A 20415-nucleotide genomic window follows, 5' to 3' on the forward strand; every position below is an offset into this window, starting at 1 on the left:
ATATTCTTACATTAAGCATTAAAATCAGAATTTTCAGCATTTAATGAAAATCTACAAGTGCAACTATGCTCGATTTACATGCGTGTGCATTTCAATGTTCTGTTCATCTACAGCAATCAACGTCATTTCTATATTTTGATATTCAAGCAGTGATGACACATGCGTTCCACCACATGGGATCTCCGCTATCTGCTCCTCTTGTAAATCACATTGCCAGTATCGTGAATCGGTTAATGCCGTACCATGGCAGGAGACTTTAACTTCTGAGCCCAATTGCAGCCATTGGGTTAGCTGCTGATTGACTAATGATGAAATACCGGTCAAGTCGCTCAACATATCGGCACTATTTAAGCCTCGCTTGCGTAAGGTCTTACCTAACCGGTAAGTATCGACGCATTTATCCTCTGTAACAAAACTGGTTACTTGAGCGTAACTATTGAAATCGGCATTCCCATGCGGATCCTGACGATCGGCTGACTTGCGCCAATAGCCTTGATCCACCAGTACCTTATTTAAAGCTAAGTATGCAAGATGGCCAGCACTATGCCCTCGGCTAAGTGCAAGTTGATACTCTTTATCAACGCTAAGCTCAATATTCATACCTACTTCAATATCAACACTAGAATCGGTGAGGCAATGGACGACAACAAAAGCCCAACCTGACTCATCTCGTTTAACTGGAATGGCTTTATCGACATACAAGGTATGACTCGCCAACTCAACAGCTCCAACAAGACAGTTCTCAACAGCGTAAGTTTTACCATTGACGGTTAACGTACCTCGGTCAGCTGGATGATCGGGCCAAATATGACTGACTGGATGAAAAGGCGTCGCTTCAGTCAAGATATAAGTCTGATCGTTGTTGCGACTAACATGCTGTACAACGCTATTTAACGTCCAAATTCCATGACAGAAATGAACATGCGTTGGTGTAATTTGCATAATAATTTCCTTTATTACAGATACAAAAAAGCGCCTTACAATGAAGGCGCTTTAATCAAACTAAATTATATACTACTTTCTACGGTTTTTAACCATACCCATCAAACGCTTACGTTGACGCTCTTGAGAAAGAGTCATCTTATTCGTTTTAGTTTCAAACGGGTTTTCGCTATTTTGGAATTGGATTCGGATTGGTGTACCCATAATTTCCAACGCCTTGCGGTAGTAGTTCATCAAGAATCGCTTGTATGAATCTGGCAATTCTCTCACCTGGTTACCGTGGATCACGATAATTGGTGGGTTATAACCACCTGCGTGCGCATACTTAAGTTTCACACGACGGCCACGGACCATTGGTGGTTGGTGATCATCTGTTGCCATCTTCATAATACGAGTCAGTACAGAGGTACTTACACGCGTTGTTGCTGACTTGTATGCTTCTTGAACAGATTCAAACAAGTGACCAACACCAGTACCATGCAATGCAGAAATAAAGTGAATGCGAGCGAAGTCAACAAAGCCTAGACGACGGTCTAGTTCTTTCTTCACTTGTTCCTTCACATCATTGTCCAAACCATCCCACTTGTTTACAGCAAGTACGATAGAGCGACCAGCGTTTAACGCAAAACCTAGTAGGCTTAGATCTTGATCTGAGATGTTCTCACGAGCATCAACAACCAATAAAATAACGTTTGCATCTTCAATCGCTTTTAGCGTTTTAACTACTGAGAATTTCTCAACAGTTTCGTTAATGCGACGACGACGACGAACACCCGCCGTATCAATCAGTACGTATTCACGACCATCACGTTCCATTGGAATGTAGATTGAGTCGCGTGTTGTTCCTGGCATATCGTAAACAACAACACGTTCTTCACCTAAAATACGGTTAGTTAGTGTTGATTTACCTACGTTAGGACGACCGATAATTGCTAATTTGATTGGCTGATCTTGAAGGCGTTTGAATTCATTTTCCGCTTCTTCTTCGGTAAATTCTACTTGCTCTTCTTCTTGATCAATAAAGTCCGTTAGGTCTTCGATTTCACCTTCGGTTTCTTTTTGCATTTCTTCAGCAATTGGCATTAATGCGCGATCAATCAATGCACTTACACCACGGCCATGCGCCGCAGCAATTTGGTACATATCATCAACGCCCAACTGCCAAAATTCAGCACTTGCTGCATCAGCATCAATGCCGTCAATTTTGTTCACAACTAACATCGCAGTTTTTTCAATACGACGTAAGTGTTGTGCAATTGCTTCATCAGCAACAGTAAGACCAGCACGGCCATCTACAAGGAATAAAACCACATCCGCTTCATCAATCGCTGCAAGCGACTGTTGAGCCATTTTAGTTTCAACACCTTCTTCGCTACCATCAATACCACCGGTATCGATAACGATAAATTCATGCTCACCCAGTTTTGCATGACCGTATTTACGGTCACGAGTTAAACCAGGAAAATCCGCAACTAATGCGTCGCGAGTACGAGTCAATTGGTTGAACAACGTAGACTTACCTACGTTCGGACGTCCAACTAATGCAACAACAGGTACCATAACAACCTCTACAATCTTCTTTTGTTATGTAGTTATAGGTAATGACTTGCCATATCGACAGTTTAGCCAGTGCTTACCTATAACTACAACAATAAACGTTAAACACAAAACGGCTCCTAGCTGTCACCAACCAGGAGCCGAATGTGAATTATATCACGATAATTTAGGGTGTGTTGAGCTTTCGAAACTGTTTTTACCATCACTTACCTATGGGTAAGGGGTAAATGCTAGTGAAAACTCAACCAGACCTACTCAATCACCAGTTTCTTTACATCGCCATCACGCGTAATAACAACATAACCGTCTGGCAAAGCAACAGGTCCAACAGCAAATCCACTGCTGTCTACCTCTTGTTGAGCAACAAATTCACCCGTGTCACGGTCTAACCAATGCATATAACCTTGGCTATCTGCCACAACAAGGTAGCCGGCTATAATCACTGGTGCAGTTAACAAACGGTTTTCGAGCTGTTTGTTGTTCCACAACTCTGTACCACTACGGGCGTCAACCGCCGCTAAATGATCGTTGTCGGTCACAACAAACAAACGGCTACCATCGGTCGCCATATCGCTAGAAGAGGAATATTTACGCTTCCAAGCTGGTTTGCCAGAGCGTAAATCAATTGCCGTTAACTGGCCGTTATAACCTACGATATATAGGTTCGATCCAAGGATTATTGGAGACGCATCCACATCAACTAGTCGATCAATCTCAGTTGCACCTTGCGGGGTTCCGATTGGCTGTTGCCAAATCAATTGACCAGGCTCAACCATTGCTGCCGCTAAACGACCGTTTGCTGTGCCCCAGAAAATACCGCCAGAAATGGTGGCTGGTTTACTCGTACCGCGTAAAGTTAGGTTTGGAACTTCAGTACTGATCTCCCAACTAACTTCACCCGTTGATTGGTCCAGAGCGATCAAAACACCTTTACTGGTATGAACGATCACAAAGTTGCTGTCTGTCACTGGCGTTGATAAAACTTCGCCATTCACATTAGCAGCCCAGTTAAGCTCACCTGTTTCTTGGTTTAGTGCATAAACGTCGCCATTTTCACTACCAACAAAAACTTGGTCATACGCTGCAGAGATACCACCAGAAAGAAGTGCAGATGTATCTTGTTCTAAATCCGTTTCCCAAAGTGTTTTACCATCTTCTGGGTTTAACGCTTTAACAACACCATCACGACTCGCCACAAACAGTTTTTCATAAGCGTATTCAGGAGTTAGCTTCGAGAAGTATTGCCCAACGCCATTACCTACCGAAGTATTCCATTGACTGCTTGGTGTGAACTGATCAGTTACTTGAGGTAACGGAGCCATAATGACTGTGTCATCTTCACTCGCACAACCTGCTAACGCGCCAATAACGACTGCAGTAACTAGTGCTTTATTCAGCATTTTCTTCATGCGCGATCGCCCTTACTTGGCCAAATCATCCAATTTCATTTGTAGCGTTTGACTTGCATCATTCGCCTGTTGCGCTTCTGTATATGCTGCGTAAGCACCCGCTGAATCGCCTTTACGAAGTAGTATGTCACCTTTAAGCTCAGCAACTCGACCAGCCCAACTTGCGTCTTTGATCGTGCTCAACTCAGTAATTGCCGCGTCAAATTGACCAAGCTCTGCTTGTAAACGAGCGATACGGTAAGAGATGAGTGTAGAAAGTGCCGCATCTTTGCTGATTGCTTTTGCGCCCTCAAGTTGCTTCAAAGCGTCTTCAATTTTACCCGCTTCTACTTGAACTTTAGCCAATTGCATTGCAGCTAAAACTGAGTATTCAGTGTCTTTGTTAGTATCAATAAATGACTGTACATCAGTCTGAGCATCGACACCGTTCTGTGCTAATACTTGAACAGTTTGAGTGTACGTTTCAGATGCAGCTTCCTGACCAGCAGTCACTGTATCTTGATAGTAACGCCAACCAAATAAACCACCTAAACCAATGACCGCACCAAAGATCACTGCTTTACCGTTCTCTTTCCACCAATCTTTGATCGCTTCTACTTGTTGTTCTTCAGTATCGTAGAGTTCCACTTCCTGTCCTCTTAAATCATAAAAGTGGTGGCTACTGCCACCACTTAGAAAACATCAATTGATTAAATTAGCTCTGCCAGTTTAGCGGCAACATCCGATTGAGCGTAAGTTTCTTGAGTGCCACCTAGTAGATCTTTTAGTACTACAGTACCATCAGCTACTTCGTTCTCACCCAATACTAGTGCTGCAGCAGCACCCACTTTATCAGCACGCTTAAATTGTTTCTTAAAGTTACCACCACCGAAGTGACTCATCACTCGCAGGCCAGGAACTTGTTCACGCAATTGCTCAGCCAGTTTCATACCAGCCATCATGGTACCCTCACCCGCAGTTACGACGTACACGTCAACGCTGCGGCGAACTTCCGTTAGCTCTAATGTTTCAAGCATTAGAACTAAACGCTCAAGTCCCATCGCAAAACCAACTGCTGGAGTTGGTTTACCACCAAGCTGTTCAACTAGGCCATCGTAGCGACCACCACCACAAACGGTACCTTGAGAGCCCAAGCTTTCAGTGATCCATTCAAATACAGTGCGGTTGTAGTAATCAAGACCACGAACCAGACGCTCGTTAACTTTGTATTCGATACCAGCCGCGTCAAGAAGTTCACACAAGCCCGCAAAATGTTGCGTAGATTCTTCACCTAAGTACTCAGAAAGACGAGGGGCATCACCTAAAATAGCCTGAACGTCAGGGTTCTTCGTATCCAGAACACGCAGTGGGTTAGTGTGCATGCGACGTTTACAATCTTCGTCTAGGACATCGATATGTTGCTCAAGGAATGCAACCAATGCCGTACGGTATTCTGCGCGATCTTCTTGAGAACCGATAGAGTTAAGCTCAAGACGAACATGTTCATTGATACCCAGCTCACGCCATAGACGTGCTGTCATCATAATAAGCTCAGCATCAACATCTGGACCATTTAGGCCAAACACCTCAACACCACACTGGTGGAATTGACGGTAACGACCTTTTTGTGGACGCTCATGGCGGAACATAGGTCCCATGTACCACAGACGCTGTTCGTCACGGTTGATCAGGCTGTTTTGAATACACGCACGTACACAACCTGCAGTACCTTCAGGGCGAAGTGTTAGGCTATCGCCGTTACGATCATCAAAGGTGTACATTTCTTTTGAAACAACGTCTGTCTCTTCACCAACAGCGCGGCTGAATAGGTTTGTTTCTTCAACGATTGGCATACGCACTTCGTTGTAACCGTATGCGCTAACAACATGTTTCACTGTGCCTTCTAGTTTTTGCCACAGTGGAGATTGAGTTGGGAGACAATCGTTCATGCCTCGAATTGCTTGAATAGTTTTTGCCACAATAGTTACCGTAACTGTTATTACTTACCGTAATATTAACCGTAAGGTTCGTTGAGATTAGTCTTGTACTTTAATATCGATACGGTTTTCCGCATCTAATATTGCCGCTTTCGCTCGAATTCTAGCTTCTAGCTGGCTAACGAGATCATCGTTGTCAAAACGCTCTTTTTGACGCTTTCCATCTTCGTAGAACGCACTTTTCTTGTTGCTACCCGCCAAGCCTAAGTGTGAAACTTCTGCTTCACCTGGGCCATTTACGACACAACCGATAATCGATACATCCATTGGCGTAATGATATCTTCAAGGCGTTCTTCAAGTGCATTAACTGTGCTGATGACATCAAATTCTTGACGTGAACAACTTGGGCATGCAATGAAGTTGATACCTCGAGAGCGAATACGCAGTGATTTTAGAATATCAAAGCCAACTTTGATTTCTTCTACTGGGTTCGCAGCTAAAGAGATACGCAATGTATCACCAATGCCTTCCGCAAGTAGCATACCAAGGCCAACTGATGACTTCACAGCACCAGCGCGTGCGCCGCCTGCTTCAGTAATACCAAGGTGTAACGGTTGATCAATTTTGCTCGCCAATAGACGGTAAGAATCTACCGCTAAAAATACGTCAGATGCTTTTACACTGACTTTAAATTGGTCAAAGTTCAGACGATCTAGAATATCGACATGACGCATAGCCGACTCAACCAGCGCTGCTGGTGTAGGCTCGCCATATTTCATCTGGATTTCTTTTTCCAGAGAACCGCCATTAACACCAATGCGAATTGGGATGTTTTTATCGCGGGCGCAATCAACAACAGAACGAATACGCTCTTCGTTACCAATATTGCCAGGGTTAATGCGTAAGCAATCAACGCCATACTCAGCAACTTTAAGCGCAATGCGGTAATCGAAATGAATATCCGCAACAAGAGGAACATTCACTTGTTGTTTGATCAACTTAAACGCTTCTGCAGCGTCCATGGTTGGAACAGACACTCGTACAATGTCTGCACCTACTTTTTCTAATGCTCTGATTTGAGCAACAGTCGCTTCCACGTCTGTTGTTCTGGTGTTTGTCATGGACTGCACAGCAATCGGTGCGCCATCACCAATAGGCACATCACCCACGTAAATACGAGTCGATGGGCGACGTTTAATAGGAGATTCGTATTGCATAGTCATTTCTAAGGTAAGGTGAATCGTGCAACTTTGCCTGAAGTATACCGAGAAAGGTCGACAGGTTCACTTGCTAATGTCATTGAAACGTTTTCTGGAGCGCCCAAAATAACTTTATAAGGCGCGGTTCCCGCTAATTGTAGAGACTCGCCACCTTTTTTAATACCAGTCGCTAGAGTTTTACCCGTTGCATCTTTAACCTGAATCCAGCAATCATCGTTAAATGACATTTCAAGTAAGTTAGCAACTACTGGCTTCTCTACTACTTCAGACGCAATCACCTCTGCCGCAGGTGTTTCTGCGGTAGCTTCAGTCGTTGCAGGAGTGTCTGTTGTATCAGTGGCGGCATTATCTGTTTCTGCTGGCAAAGCTTCTGTGATATTCGCATCAACAGCGAGCTCTGGCTCATTAGAACTGACGGCATCAGATACAGTATCCATATCTGCGGGTTCTTGCACTTCTGTTACTACTTCAGCCACAGTTGAGTCAGCCGGAACGGCAAATTCATCTAAACCGTTTTCTTGGTTCTGCCACCACCACACAGATGAAATCGCGAGGATAACGGCGAAAATGCCCCAAGTAAGAACCATAATTCGATTATCGTGTCGTTCACGTTTGGTTTTTCCAGAAAAGCTCTGCATTGGTTGCTCTTCTAATTGAGCATCGCCACAATCTTCCAACGCACAAAGAACCTCCGCTTCAGGAACACCAACCACTTTTGCGTATGAGCGTAAATAACCGCGCGTAAACGTCGCAACTTGATCACTTTCAAATTGATTATTTTCGATATTCTCAATCATCGATACACGTAAGCGTAAGCGATCGGCAACTTGCTTTTGAGTTAACCCTAATTCAATACGTTTGTTCTTTAAAATGGTGCCCGCAGCTTCAATAGTGGAATGGTCGACGGTGGTGGTTTGCTTTTCTTCACTCATAATCTGATTACTTCTCTCGTTGGGAGTTTTACTCTGCAATTCACTTTTATTGTTTTTCTTTAGTAGCAAATATTGAGGCTAAAACAATTTGGTTCTTCGGAATTTACCCTGCCTAACGTTTGTCGTAGTTTGCACCACGCTACTCACTAGACACATATAATACGTGTGGTAAGAGGTTTAACTATTAATTCTAATAGATATCAAGGATGAAACAACATAGTAAACGTGCATAAATTACAGACAGGTCAACATTTTTCCTGATTTTGACATTACTCATCACTATTTTGCCTCATTTATTCAGACAAAAAAGCCAGAGCAATGCTCTGGCTTCGAAAATTAACAGTCTGAATTTAAACTGCTTTCACATCAATCGTGTCACCTTTTGACGCTTTTAGCATTGCGGTACGCTTAGTTCTATCAATTACGTCACCAACAAGTTGCCCACAAGCAGCATCGATATCATCGCCACGAGTCTTACGAACCGTTACTGTATGATCGTACTTCATCAAGGTTTTTTGGAATCGATCAATACGCGAATTACTTGGTTTTTTGTACGGTGAACCCGGGTATGGGTTAAACGGAATTAAGTTAAACTTACACGGTGTGTCTTTCATCAGAATCGCTAATTCTTCAGCATGTTCTGTACCATCATTTACATGATCTAGCAGTACGTATTCAACGGTTACTTTGCCACGGTTCGCGTTCGATTTCTCGATATAGCGACGAACCCCAGCTAAGAAATCTTGGATATTCCAACGATCGTTAATTGGCATGATTTGGCTGCGCAATTCATCGTTTGGCGCATGCAAAGAGATTGCCAATGCGACATCAATGTTGCCTGTCATCTGATCAAGACCAGAAACAACACCAGATGTTGAAACCGTCACACGACGCTTAGATAGACCAAAACCTAAGTCATCTAGCATGATCTCTAAGGCTGGTAACAGGTTTTTCATGTTCAGTAGCGGCTCACCCATGCCCATCATCACTACGTTAGTGATTGGACGGCGACCGGTTTCTTTTTCCAAACCGACTTCACGTGCTGCACGCCAAACTTGACCGATGATCTCTGACACTTTCAAGTTGCGGTTGAAACCTTGTTGCGCTGTCGAACAGAATTTACATTCTAATGCACAACCTACCTGAGAAGAAACGCACAAGGTCGCACGGTCATCTTCAGGGATATAAACCGTTTCAACGTCTTGATCACCAACACGCATTGCCCATTTGATGGTGCCATCAGAAGAGTGTTGAGCTGCCGATACAATCGGTGCTTTAATTTCGCAACGATCTAACAATTTTGCGCGAAGCACTTTGTTAATGTTGGTCATATTTTCGAAGTTATCAACACCGAAATGGTAGATCCACTTCATTACTTGATCCGCGCGGAATGCCTTTTCTCCTAGTTCTTCAGCGAAGAACTCACGCATACCTTTGCGATCAAAGTCGAGTAGATTGATTTTTTCAGTGCTCATGTGGCCTCTCAAAAGACGGAACATTAATTAAGGGCGCGAATTGTACAGCCTTTACGCAGCTTCAACAAGAGTCTCAAAACCCTGATTTTGCTAAGGCATTAAATTAGCGATGGTTAAATATCAAACAATCCACCAGCCCTTACAAAACATAGGGCTGATGGTTATAATTTCGATTAAGCAGTCAGTTGCTTAATTTGTTCGACAATCGCTTTTAGGCCATTGCCGCGAGAAGGGCTTAGGTGAGCAATCAAACCTAATTGATTGAAGTAGTCATCAATGTCGAATGCTTGAATCTGTTCGCTGGTTTTCCCATCGTATGCCGCCATCACTAACGCAATTAAACCACGTACGATACGAGCATCAGAATCGGCGCAGAAGAACCACACCCCCTCTTTTTGCTCGCTAACCAACCATACCAAACTCTCACATCCTGATACTGTGACCAGTTCCGATTTTAGCTCATCTGGCATAATAGGTAATTTCTTACCCCATTGAATAACCTGACGGTACTTATCTTCCCAGCCACGAAATGCTTGCATCGTCGCAATCATGTCGCTAGTAGTGATCTCTTGCCCAAAAGGACTTTGTGGAAACGCCGACATGTGAAATTCCTACTTACGGTGTTTTTGAATGATTTTTTCAACGATACGTGCAACAGCGACAAAACCAAATGTTGCCGTCACGACGGTTGCTGCGCCAAAACCGCTCGCACAATCCATTCGCTTAGGCCCCTCAGCCGTTGATTTAACCGCACACACCGAGCCATCGGCTTGAGGATATTTCAATTGTTCCGTTGAAAAGACACAATCGATACCAAACTTACGCTGTGGGTTTTTCGGAAAATTATGATGACGACGTAACGTGTCTTTAATTTTCTTTGCTAGAGGATCTTGGATCGTTTTGGTTAAGTCCGCCACTTGGATTTGGGTTGGATCAACCTGACCACCCGCACCGCCTGTCGTAATGACTTTTATTTTATTGCTACGACAATAAGCCAATAGTGCTGCTTTTGCTTTCACACTATCAATCGCATCTAACACATAATCGTAATCTTTTGATAGGTATTCGTGTTGATTATCTGGCGTAATAAAGTCATCAATCAAATTAACCTTACATTCAGGGTTAATTAACTTAACGCGTTCCGCCATCACTTCAATTTTGCTTTTACCTACGGTACCTGTCATGGCGTGAATTTGACGGTTAATATTCGTCACACACACATCATCCATGTCGATCAGCGTAAGCTCACCCACACCCGTTCGAGCCAATGCTTCAACCGCCCATGAACCTACACCACCAATGCCAATAACGCACACATGCGCTGCACGCAAAATATCAACTTCGCTATTGCCGTATAAGCGGCGAGTGCCACCAAAACGTTGGTTATAATTATCTGATGCTGGTGTATCTAATTCACGCATAACTCAAAACCCGTAAATCGGTAGAAAAACAAAGAGTGCGATTTATACGCACTCTTCATTAAAAAGTCTAGACTCGCTCGAACGCGAAACGTATTCGCTGTTATAGCTTTTCTGGTGGTCTAGCCCAAGGAGATTGGGTCGTAGAATTCTCCAAGCCTAACTTCCATACTCGACCAAAGTGCTTGTAGTGACCAGCCTCTAGGCCAGCTCTTGGCCCCATGCCATGATACAAGTCTAAGTGGTTTTGTTTTACGGCACCACCTGTGTCCAACACGACCAATAGGCGTAATTGATGCGCACCACTCCAACTACCATCTGCATTCAGCAAAGGGACTTCCGCCAGAATCGGCGTTCCCATAGGAAAAATAGAGCGATCACCCGCTACTGAAGCCATAGCTAACAGAGGAATACCCGCCGATCCGGTAACGGGAGCGTCTTGTCTAGGAGCAAAGAAGACGTAAGATGGGTTTTGTTCTAACACATCACGAACAGTCGCTTCGTCATTGGCCAATACCCAATCTTTAATCGCTTTCATCGACATTTTTTCACGGGTGACTTCACCGCGCTCAATCAAAACCTTGCCGATGCTCACGTAAGCTTTGTTATTTTTACCACCGTAAGCGAAATACTCTAGTGAATCATCATCTTCAAAATGAACAAAGCCACTACCTTGCACTTCCATCAAAAACGGGTCGATCATATTCATTGCATAGCCAAGTTCCAAGCCTTTGCCATTTAAAGCACCTGAATAAATCTCCGCTCGTGTTGGGCAATTGCTATCACAATCTGGTTTAGCGTAAACCGGGTATTTGAAAGTTTCATTTGCTTGATGACGCAGTTCGATCACTGGTGAAAAATATCCAGTGAAAAGCACGTTACCTTGCTTATCACCACCACCAAGCTGCGCAGTTTGAATACCAAACTGTGATAAATCTGCTGGGTCACCGCTTTGTAAAACCCACTCGTTCAATTTTTCGTAAAGGGGTTGGTAGGTCTTAGCCATCGATGGCGAGTTTGCGATCACTTGCTCGGTTTGTTTGTGAAACTCAGTAAAATCTCTTGGTTTATCCGATGTCACCACATTGACTTCATTCAATGTCGCTGGAAATTCACCATCAAGGTACTGCTGAGCTCGCTCAGTCGGTTGTGCACAGCCAAATAAAATAGAAGCGGCTGCTAAAGGCAGGTATTTTTTAATCACTAATAGAGTCCTCTCACGCAATGGAGTGAGCATGACAAACTCAACGATATTGCGCAATAAAAGAGACGTTAACGGATGTTATTTTGAAACTTTTCTGACATTTGAAAGACGGGTTGGTAACCGGATGACAGTAACATCTTCATTTCGGTTAGATCTTTATTGAGAAATTTAAAACGGCGTAACGTGTCCCCATGTTGGTATTCCAAATATTTACCATCAAAATAAAAATTGGTATCGATAACCCCACCTTCAAAAACAACTCCATCTTGGGTAAAAATAAGCTGCTCTGCGGCGTAAGGAGCCACATCTTTTTCTTGCCACACGCCATAAACTTCTGAATCTGGATGTTGGTTTTCTTGATACGTTTTAGCCAAAAGCGTGGTTACTTTTAACATGCCAACGAATAGCACGATGATAATCAGCCACATAAAAATCTCTTTGATGCTCAATTTATTCCGCGATCTAAAACGGGAGCGAGGCTTTGTCTGACTATTTACTTTTGAAACCATTAAAAAAATCTTACCTAGAACAGAGGCTGATGATACACCCCGCTTCTATACCATTTAGCCAATAGCCCGACAATGTTCTCTTTCAGGATCTTGATGTTGTTTCCAAAAAAACACTTGCCCAATAAAGAATAAAATTGCAATATTTAAACATATAAATTCACTTACATGGATGTTGCTGTGAAAATACGTAGTACTGCTCTCGTCAAAGGTTTTAGGCAATCTGCCCCCTATGTTAATGCACACCGAGGTAGCACCATGGTTGTGATGCTAGGTGGTGAAGCTGTTGCTGATAGCAATTTTACCAACATCATTAGCGATCTCGCGCTCTTACATAGCTTAGGGGTAAAGATCGTTTTAGTGCATGGCGCTCGGCCACAAATTAATACTATTGTGGAACAAAACCAGCACTCAACGGCATACCATAAAGGCATTCGGGTTACTGATGAACGAACGCTTAGCTTAGTTATGCAAGCGGCTGGGCAACTTCAACTTGCTATTACAGCACAGCTTTCGATGAGTTTGAGAAATACACCAATGGCAGGCACTCAATTGAATGTAGTGAGCGGTAACTTTGTCATTTCTCAACCCCTAGGCGTCGATGATGGCGTTGATTACTGTCATAGCGGAAAAATACGTCGTATTGATATCGAGGGAATAAATCGTTCCCTTGATCAAGGTTCGATTGTGCTGTTGGGACCTATCGCGAGCTCAGTAACCGGAGAGTCGTTTAACCTACTTTCAGAAGAAGTCGCCACTCAAGTCGCGATTCGCTTGAAAGCTGACAAATTAATCGGATTTTGTAGCGAGCAGGGCATCATCAATCCCTCTGGAAATGTCATTGCTGAATTAGTCCCTAAAGAAGCGGAAGATATTCTACAAAAACTCGAGCTTGATAACGATCTCGCCAGTGATAATGCCTCAGGAAGCCTGCGATTCTTACGCGCAGCGATTACTGCGTGTCGAGCTGGTGTTCCACGTAGCCACTTGGTTAGCTACAAGGTCGATGGCGCATTAATCCAAGAACTATTTTCTCTTGATGGTATTGGTACTCAAGTCGTACGAGCGATTTCCGAACAAGTTAGAAATGCAAAAATTGATGACATCGGCGGTATTCTTGAACTGATCCGTCCTTTAGAAGAACAGGGCGTTTTAGTTCGTCGTTCAAGAGAACAGCTTGAACAAGAAATCCATCAATTCACTATTATTGAAAAAGATAACCTGATCATCGGCTGCGCTGCGCTCTACCCCTACCTTGAAGAAAGAATGGCTGAGATGGCCTGTGTTGCGATTCACCCAGAGTACCGAGATGGTAACCGTGGATTACAACTGCTTAACTATATGAAAGCGGAATCAAGAGCTCGCAGTATTGATCAGATATTCGTTCTAACAACACATAGCTTGCACTGGTTCCGTGAGCACGGGTTCCATGAAGTCGATGTCGACTCTCTACCCTCACACAAACAAAATCTATACAACTATCAAAGGAATTCAAAAATTTTAGCTGTGAGTTGTCGGTAAACTAGGGTTGACCAAAACGAATTATCAAATATTTAAAGCAAAAACAAAGTCTCAAAAGTGAGACTTTGTTTCATTAATTTACACCAAATACTCGCTTTATTTCATAAAACTTTTTGGTTAATATTTGCGCGCTCCAATTAAAATGGAGGAATGGATTCAGTCACTATTTAGCTTAACTGCGGTATTTGTTTGGCTAAACAGCAAGGATTGCTTTACGTCGTTATCAACGTCATGAAGAGCAAAATACCTATGAAAACCATTATATGTAATTCACTACAAAGCTTTTGGGACATGGCTGACAATGAACTCTTAATCGGCTTAAATGTTCATTGTGTATTCCCTGTAACAGATAGCCTAAAAGACTTTATCCTCAATTACAGCACTCGATACCAAATCCGCGATATTACTTTTTCCGACGCCTTTAACTGATTATCACGGTTACTCAAATAGTTATCTCTCTCCACCAAGGATGGTGAGAATTCTCTACTACCCTACCCTGTTACGACATTAACTTACTGATCAAGCCACTCGCCCTTTCAGTCTTTACCTTAATACCACGGTTAACAACGCGATCTTCCATATACAAAGCTAAGCGTTTTTTAGCACGAGTAATACCCGTATAAATAAGCTCACGGGTTAAAATCGGGCTGTATTCAGGGGGTAAAATCATCAAGGTAAAATCAAATTCACTCCCCTGAGACTTATGGATGGTCATAGCGAATGCAGTCTCATGCTCTGGGACTCGGCTTGGTAAAACTGACTTAACACTGCCATCGGGTAATTCAAAGAAAACCTTTAAACGAGTTTCGTCTCCCTCTCCATCAAGCATACATAAGCCAATATCACCATTATACAAACCCAAGCCGTGATCATTTCGCGTCACCATCACGGGACGTCCGTGATACCAAAGCTCATCTTGAGTTTGAATCAATTTACGAGCCGCTAAAGCGCGTTCAATACGAACATTCAAACCTGCGACACCAAAGTCACCCTCACGAACCGCACACAATAAACGACAGCGGTTAAACAGATCGAGCGCCGCTTTCGCTTGCTGCGCTGAAGTTTCGGTTTGTTCTGTATTAGGGTCTAGCTCTCGACGACGCATGCGCTGCAAATAAGGCGAGTATTCCGAGACTAAGGTTTGAATCATCTGATTATAATTGTGGCTATCAATCGCAAATTTAGCGATATCAGAGAACCCTTTATCCCAAACCGCAGCAACGTGAGTCACCGAACCTGCGTTAATCGCTTTCGCAAGCTGGCCGATACCAGAGCGAGCATCAAAACGGTAGCTCTTTTGCAGCATGCAGAGGCAATCGGCTATATCACTGCTTCTGTTTGAGCTTGGCATCTTTGATGAGGCTAAGCTTTGATAACCCGTTAATTGGGCAACGGCACTTCCTTGCCCAGCACTGAAGCCATACTGATAAAACGAGCAAATATCACCTAATACGGCTCCCGCTTCTACCGAAGCCAGTTGGTCTTTATCGCCCAATAAAATCAAACGAGCATGCTTAGGCAGCGCATCGACCAATTTGTACATCATCGGCAAATCCACCATCGAAGCTTCATCTACAACTAGAATATCAAGGTGCAGAGGATTACTTTGATTGTGTCGGAATTCAGCACTATTAGGTAACGCGCCAAGTAAACGATGAATGGTACTGGAATCGGTAGGAATCGCATTTTTTAGCTCAGGCGAAACCGGTAATTGATCAATAGCCTTACCTATTGATTCTGTCAGACGAGCGGCGGCTTTACCCGTTGGTGCCACCAGCTTGATAGTTGGCGTACCAGAGCTGTTTTGAGCTTGTTCAATTAATGCCGCCAATAGCTTAGTCACCGTGGTGGTTTTACCTGTACCAGGTCCTCCTGAGATAACAGCAAAACGACGAGTCAAAGCAACGGCTGCTGCCACTTTCTGCCAATTGACGCAAGCGACATCAGGAACAAGTAAATCCAACTCATTCAGTTGCTCCATGTTAGTGAGATTGCTGATCAAAGCATTAATCGCTTGCCAATTCAGTTCAGCAGATGGGATAACATCAAGGTGATCGCACACCAGTTGCTGTATCAAACCCGCATTTAAGCCACCGGATTGTTTCGCCTCGTTTAAAGCAGAAAATAGAAATCGATAGTTTCTAGCAAACAAGTGATTAAGCACTTCAGAGAGCATTTGGATCTCTGTAGGCTTTAAGATCATCGGTGACCCAAAGCAATGTAAACGCTCTGCCAACATAGATTCATAGTGCCAGTAACGATGCAGATAGAGGCGTTCTCCATCAAAAATCATCGGCACCGCTTCACCATGTTTTCCAACCAAGTTCGAATCGGTTAAAACTTGTTGCCAGTCGATGGCCATCAAACCTTGGTTAAGCTGAAGAGCTGCGTCACCAAAGAGTCCAACCTTAGCCGCCAAGTCTGTCGACTGCCCTTTTGAATCCCTTAACGGCAAACAAATATGTCCTTTACCCAGCTCAGCACTGACCACGCCTGCTAAAAAAGCTAACGCTTCATTGTGACTATAAGAAAGAATAAAACGAGCGAATTGATAATCCAGCTGACGAATCGACTTTTTATCCGCTAGTGTTTTTAATAACGACAATAGCCTTGGCTGCTCCAAAGCAGCAGCGGTATTCATTGGTGTAACGTCGCTCATAGATCTAGCTCCATTTGACCTGCACTACTCTCTCTAGCTTCTATAGTTTTGCCATCAATCAATTTATCCATCTCATCTAACAACTCAAATGTCGGTCTCGCCGAAAAAATACCATGCTCACTCTCTCCATCCATACCTCGGAGGAATAGATAATAAACGCCACCGAAATGTTGATCGTAATCGTAGTGAGCGAGTCGACTACGTAAGAAACGATGCAGTGCAAGCGCATAGATTTGATATTGCAGATCGTAACGATGATCGGCCATCGCCGATTTTAATGCTTCGCCATGGTAATAGTGGACGTCATCACCTAAATGGTTCGATTTCCAGTCAAGTACGTAATATTTACCTTGATGCTCAAAAACTAAGTCAATGAAACCTTTCAGCATGCCTTGTACAGTATGGAAACCGAGATCACCGGCTTTCGCTGATAATGGGTCATGTCGCTGAGTCACACGATTCAATGCTGAAGAGGCTAAAACTTCAATCGGTAGCAGAAACTCCATTTCAACCAAACGCTGATGGGGTTGAGTTTCATTGAGACGCATCGATTTTCCATCAAGTGGTGTATCAAGAACCGTATCGATCAACTGCTGAAGAATTGGCAACCATTGCTCATCTAATTGTTCACTCTCCATCAAACGCACAATAACTTGAGTATTTTCTTCACTATTAGCGGGTTGAGTAAATTCCACCTCTTCAAATAGACTGTGTAAGAACGTACCCGGACGTGCGCCACGAGGAAAAGTGAAGATAGAGCGTTCTGGCTCAAGCAGTTCCTCACTATCCAGATCATCTGAAGAATCAACATCCAATCGCATGATATCCGTTAGCGCATCATTGCTGTGATGTTGGTTGCCTTGTTTTACTAATCCGGAATAACTGGTGATTCGCCAACTACGATCAATTTCTTGATTGAGCTCACTTGCGGTGAGTACTTGTGCGTCGCTTTGCTCCATTTGCAACAGATCGGTGTGCTCTTGGGGCAACCCCGTCATGAATACACAAGGTAATCCATTAACTTGAGCCTCAATCGCTCGAGTAAGATCGCTGATACTTCCAGCTTGACCATCTTGCAGCAAATACCCCATCGCACTTTGATGAACCCCGGTCGGCTCTTTCGTTGAGCGGCCATTTCTCAGTGGTGCGGTACCAATAAAACAACCGTAAACCGCACGGGTCAAGGCAACATAAATCAAACGCAAGTCTTCCGCTAAACGCTCTTTATCCGCTTGTTCGATGGCGACATCTTGCTTGGTCAAATCGAGAATCGTAGTATCACTTTCAGCATCGTAATACTTGGCTTCACTCGCTTCACGGTAGCTCAGAACAAAGGGTAAAAAGACCAAATCATATTCCAACCCTTTGGATTTATGAATCGTGACGATTTGAACGAGGTTACGTTCTGATTCAAGGCGCTGAATTTGATCATCACTTCCACCTAACCCCTGCTGTGCATCGCTAATTGACTGAGCCAACCAACGCAGTAGACCGTGGTCACTGTCCAACTCTTGACTGGCTTGCTGAAGCAACTCGCCAATATGCATTAGGTCGGTAAGAACTCGTTCACCTAAATCTTCTTCAAGTAGTCGCTCCGCAACATGACGTTTGCTCATCACCGCACGCAGCATAGGAAGCACACCTCGGAGCGTCCAAAGTTTGCGATACTCTTTGAACTCGTTGACCGCATTTTCCCATTCCGTTTCATCGTTGTTCAACGCATCTAAGGCACCAGCATCAAGCGCAAACAGCTCAGAGGCTAAACAAGCACGAAGGGCGCGATCATTTTCAGGAATAAGGACCGCCTGCAACAAGCGCTGAATATCTTGAGCAACGGTAGCTGTAAATACACTGTCTCGGTTAGAGAGATACACACTCGCAATACCTTGTTTCGCAAGGGCTTCTTTTACCATGCGGCCTTCGTTACCGGTACGAACCAACACAGCGATATCACCCGCCTTTATCGCTTGTGGTTCATTTTTACCATCACAGAAGAACGCATCACTGTTTTGTGAAGCGGCAAGGATAGTATGAATTTGATCAGCACACGCTTGCGCCATCGCATCTAGATACTCACCTTTTGACAATGGTTTATCATCCGCCTCTTGCAGCCAATAAGTCAGCGCAGGTTGCTTTTGACTACCCATAGTCCAAGTGCGTTTTTCTGCGTTTGGGCTGTGCGCAACCGGTAGAAATGGAATGTCTTGGTCATAAATAAATGGGCTTGATGGTCGCTCAAATACTTGGTTAACCGAACTGACCATATCAGCGCTCGAACGCCAGTTAGTACCTAAAGTAAAGTGTGATGAAACTTGTTGACGCGCTTTAATATAAGTAAAAATATCTGCGCCACGGAAGCCATAAATAGCCTGCTTCGGGTCACCGATCATAAATAATCCACACTCTGGATTATTCAGATAAATACGGCTGAAAATGCTATATTGAAGCGGGTCGGTATCTTGGAATTCATCGATCATTGCAACAGGGTAAAGGTGACGAATCGTCTCCGCCAATAAACCAGACTCATCTTCATCCATCGATGCCGATAAGTTAGTTAGCAAATCATCGAAAGAGAGCCAATGTTTTTGTTGTTTCGCTTTTGCCAGCATGTCACGACACTGTTCAATCGCATGAGCTAACAAGGGAGCTTTTAAACTGATTGGCTGGGCTAAAAATTCTTCAATTGCGACAAAGACAGGGTGTTGAGGACTCGTTCCCTTAGTCGTTTTACTGTTTAACTCACTTTGAGAAAATTTTTCTAGCTTATCGGGATAGTCATAACCGTTTGTTTCTGTTGCCGCCCAAGCATCTACAGCCCCTAACCATGCAGGTAATGACTTTTTACTGTAGCTGCGTTTATTCACATCTGAGTTTTCAATTAAGCTAAGAAAATCATCTTGGCTTGCACGCCACAACTGCTTGAGTTGATCGATTTTTTCAAGGTTCTGTTGATGTAAATCTTGTAAACTTCCTGACATAGCCGGAACAGATAATTTAACCGGCACTCCGGTTAAATACTGACGGACATCATCAAGCAGCGCTGATGGTGCTCCCCAAATTTGACGCACTTCCCCTGCAAGTTTAATCGGAAGCGAGTAGAAATTTCGACGCCAGTAATCCGCCACGACTTGTGCTTTTAGATGGCTCTCATCAGTGACAAATTCATTGTTAAATCGACTGCCTGATTCAAAAGCGTTTTGCGTTAACATTCGTTGGCAAAAACCATGAATGGTATAAACCGCAGCTTCATCCATTTGACGTTCGGCTTGCAGTAAGATCGCGGCGGCTTGTTGATGATCACTGACAACCTCAAGCAAAGGCTTAATCACAGGATCTTGGCTCTGACCACGGGCAAACGCGATACGCGCATCATGAATACGAGCACGAATCCGGTCACGCAATTCAGCCGTTGCCGCTTCCGTAAATGTCACCACGAGAATTTGATCGACGGTAAGTGGAGTACAGTGTTTCGTTTCAGAATCACCATGCCCGAGCAGTAGCCGTAAATATAGCCCTGCAATTGTGAACGTCTTACCCGTACCAGCCGAAGCTTCGATCAAACGCGCACCATGCAATGGAAAAGTCATGGCATCAAGCGACGTCACCACAGATGTCGAAGTCATAGATTAAAACCCTTTTTTAGCGCAACTATTGC

Annotated in this window: 16 protein-coding genes; 2 read left to right on the plus strand and 14 right to left on the minus strand. The window is 43.8% G+C overall.

Going from position 1 to position 20415, the window contains the following annotated elements; genetic code table 11:
* Positions 1–63 precede the first annotated feature (63 nt).
* The 12 genes from DZ860_RS04025 to DZ860_RS04080 form a co-directional block, all read right to left on the minus strand.
* A complete protein-coding gene (locus tag DZ860_RS04025; RefSeq protein WP_120029643.1) occupies positions 64–942 on the minus strand; it encodes an alanyl-tRNA editing protein in 879 nt (292 codons plus the stop codon).
* A 72-nt stretch (positions 943–1014) separates the two neighbouring features.
* Positions 1015–2502 carry a ribosome biogenesis GTPase Der gene (gene der / locus DZ860_RS04030; RefSeq protein ID WP_120029644.1) on the minus strand — a complete coding sequence of 496 codons (1488 nt, stop codon included), beginning with the start codon at positions 2500–2502 and terminating at the stop codon, positions 1015–1017.
* A gap of 248 nt (positions 2503–2750) precedes the next feature.
* Entirely contained in the window at positions 2751–3908 is a 1158-nt protein-coding gene (gene bamB, locus DZ860_RS04035) for an outer membrane protein assembly factor BamB (protein WP_120029645.1), read from the minus strand.
* A gap of 12 nt (positions 3909–3920) precedes the next feature.
* Positions 3921–4535, minus strand: coding sequence for a YfgM family protein (locus DZ860_RS04040; RefSeq protein ID WP_120029646.1), 615 nt, complete (start codon positions 4533–4535; stop codon positions 3921–3923).
* A gap of 62 nt (positions 4536–4597) precedes the next feature.
* The gene (gene hisS, locus DZ860_RS04045) at positions 4598–5866 is read right to left on the minus strand and encodes a histidine--tRNA ligase (protein WP_120029647.1); all 1269 of its coding nucleotides are present in this window, start codon (positions 5864–5866) and stop codon (positions 4598–4600) included.
* A gap of 57 nt (positions 5867–5923) precedes the next feature.
* A complete protein-coding gene (gene ispG, locus DZ860_RS04050) occupies positions 5924–7042 on the minus strand; it encodes a flavodoxin-dependent (E)-4-hydroxy-3-methylbut-2-enyl-diphosphate synthase (RefSeq protein WP_120029648.1) in 1119 nt (372 codons plus the stop codon).
* An 8-nt stretch (positions 7043–7050) separates the two neighbouring features.
* A complete protein-coding gene (locus DZ860_RS04055; protein ID WP_120029649.1) occupies positions 7051–7977 on the minus strand; it encodes a RodZ domain-containing protein in 927 nt (308 codons plus the stop codon).
* A 350-nt stretch (positions 7978–8327) separates the two neighbouring features.
* The gene (rlmN, locus tag DZ860_RS04060) at positions 8328–9452 is read right to left on the minus strand and encodes a dual-specificity RNA methyltransferase RlmN (protein ID WP_120029650.1); all 1125 of its coding nucleotides are present in this window, start codon (positions 9450–9452) and stop codon (positions 8328–8330) included.
* Between the two features lie 173 nt (positions 9453–9625).
* Positions 9626–10054, minus strand: a complete 429-nt coding sequence (gene csdE, locus DZ860_RS04065) for a cysteine desulfurase sulfur acceptor subunit CsdE (protein ID WP_120029651.1) — start codon at positions 10052–10054, stop codon at positions 9626–9628.
* A gap of 9 nt (positions 10055–10063) precedes the next feature.
* Positions 10064–10873 carry a tRNA cyclic N6-threonylcarbamoyladenosine(37) synthase TcdA gene (gene tcdA, locus DZ860_RS04070; RefSeq protein ID WP_120029652.1) on the minus strand — a complete coding sequence of 270 codons (810 nt, stop codon included), beginning with the start codon at positions 10871–10873 and terminating at the stop codon, positions 10064–10066.
* A 100-nt stretch (positions 10874–10973) separates the two neighbouring features.
* Positions 10974–12074, minus strand: a complete 1101-nt coding sequence (mltA, locus tag DZ860_RS04075) for a murein transglycosylase A (protein ID WP_120029831.1) — start codon at positions 12072–12074, stop codon at positions 10974–10976.
* Between the two features lie 68 nt (positions 12075–12142).
* The gene (locus DZ860_RS04080; protein WP_165862845.1) at positions 12143–12502 is read right to left on the minus strand and encodes a DUF2850 domain-containing protein; all 360 of its coding nucleotides are present in this window, start codon (positions 12500–12502) and stop codon (positions 12143–12145) included.
* A gap of 258 nt (positions 12503–12760) precedes the next feature.
* Here DZ860_RS04080 and argA point away from each other — a divergent pair, with 258 nt between their 5' ends.
* A complete protein-coding gene (gene argA / locus DZ860_RS04085; protein WP_120029654.1) occupies positions 12761–14101 on the plus strand; it encodes an amino-acid N-acetyltransferase in 1341 nt (446 codons plus the stop codon).
* A gap of 249 nt (positions 14102–14350) precedes the next feature.
* Positions 14351–14530 (plus strand): hypothetical protein, encoded by a 180-nt coding sequence (locus DZ860_RS04090; RefSeq protein WP_120029832.1) that lies wholly within the window; start codon positions 14351–14353, stop codon positions 14528–14530.
* A 70-nt stretch (positions 14531–14600) separates the two neighbouring features.
* On the opposite strand, the gene recD is transcribed toward DZ860_RS04090, so the two are convergent.
* Complete coding sequence (gene recD / locus DZ860_RS04095) at positions 14601–16760, minus strand: exodeoxyribonuclease V subunit alpha (RefSeq protein ID WP_243641803.1); 2160 nt, start codon at positions 16758–16760, stop codon at positions 14601–14603.
* Positions 16757–20383 (minus strand): exodeoxyribonuclease V subunit beta, encoded by a 3627-nt coding sequence (recB, locus tag DZ860_RS04100; protein ID WP_120029655.1) that lies wholly within the window; start codon positions 20381–20383, stop codon positions 16757–16759. The genes recD and recB overlap by 4 nt, the downstream gene beginning before the upstream one ends.
* Positions 20384–20415 lie beyond the last annotated feature (32 nt).

The sequence above is a fragment of the Vibrio sinensis genome, assembly GCF_003605645.1.
Classification (GTDB): domain Bacteria; phylum Pseudomonadota; class Gammaproteobacteria; order Enterobacterales; family Vibrionaceae; genus Vibrio; species Vibrio sinensis.

Coding starts and splice junctions, on each gene's coding strand:
- DZ860_RS04025 (WP_120029643.1), bottom strand. CDS start 942: ATGCAAATTACACCAACGCATGTTCATTTCTGTCATGGAATTTGGACG.
- der (WP_120029644.1), bottom strand. CDS start 2,502: ATGGTACCTGTTGTTGCATTAGTTGGACGTCCGAACGTAGGTAAGTCT.
- bamB (WP_120029645.1), bottom strand. CDS start 3,908: ATGAAGAAAATGCTGAATAAAGCACTAGTTACTGCAGTCGTTATTGGC.
- ispG (WP_120029648.1), bottom strand. CDS start 7,042: ATGCAATACGAATCTCCTATTAAACGTCGCCCATCGACTCGTATTTAC.
- DZ860_RS04055 (WP_120029649.1), bottom strand. CDS start 7,977: ATGAGTGAAGAAAAGCAAACCACCACCGTCGACCATTCCACTATTGAA.
- rlmN (WP_120029650.1), bottom strand. CDS start 9,452: ATGAGCACTGAAAAAATCAATCTACTCGACTTTGATCGCAAAGGTATG.
- csdE (WP_120029651.1), bottom strand. CDS start 10,054: ATGTCGGCGTTTCCACAAAGTCCTTTTGGGCAAGAGATCACTACTAGC.
- tcdA (WP_120029652.1), bottom strand. CDS start 10,873: ATGCGTGAATTAGATACACCAGCATCAGATAATTATAACCAACGTTTT.
- DZ860_RS04080 (WP_165862845.1), bottom strand. CDS start 12,502: ATGTGGCTGATTATCATCGTGCTATTCGTTGGCATGTTAAAAGTAACC.
- DZ860_RS04090 (WP_120029832.1), top strand. CDS start 14,351: ATGAAAACCATTATATGTAATTCACTACAAAGCTTTTGGGACATGGCT.
- recD (WP_243641803.1), bottom strand. CDS start 16,760: ATGAGCGACGTTACACCAATGAATACCGCTGCTGCTTTGGAGCAGCCA.
- recB (WP_120029655.1), bottom strand. CDS start 20,383: ATGACTTCGACATCTGTGGTGACGTCGCTTGATGCCATGACTTTTCCA.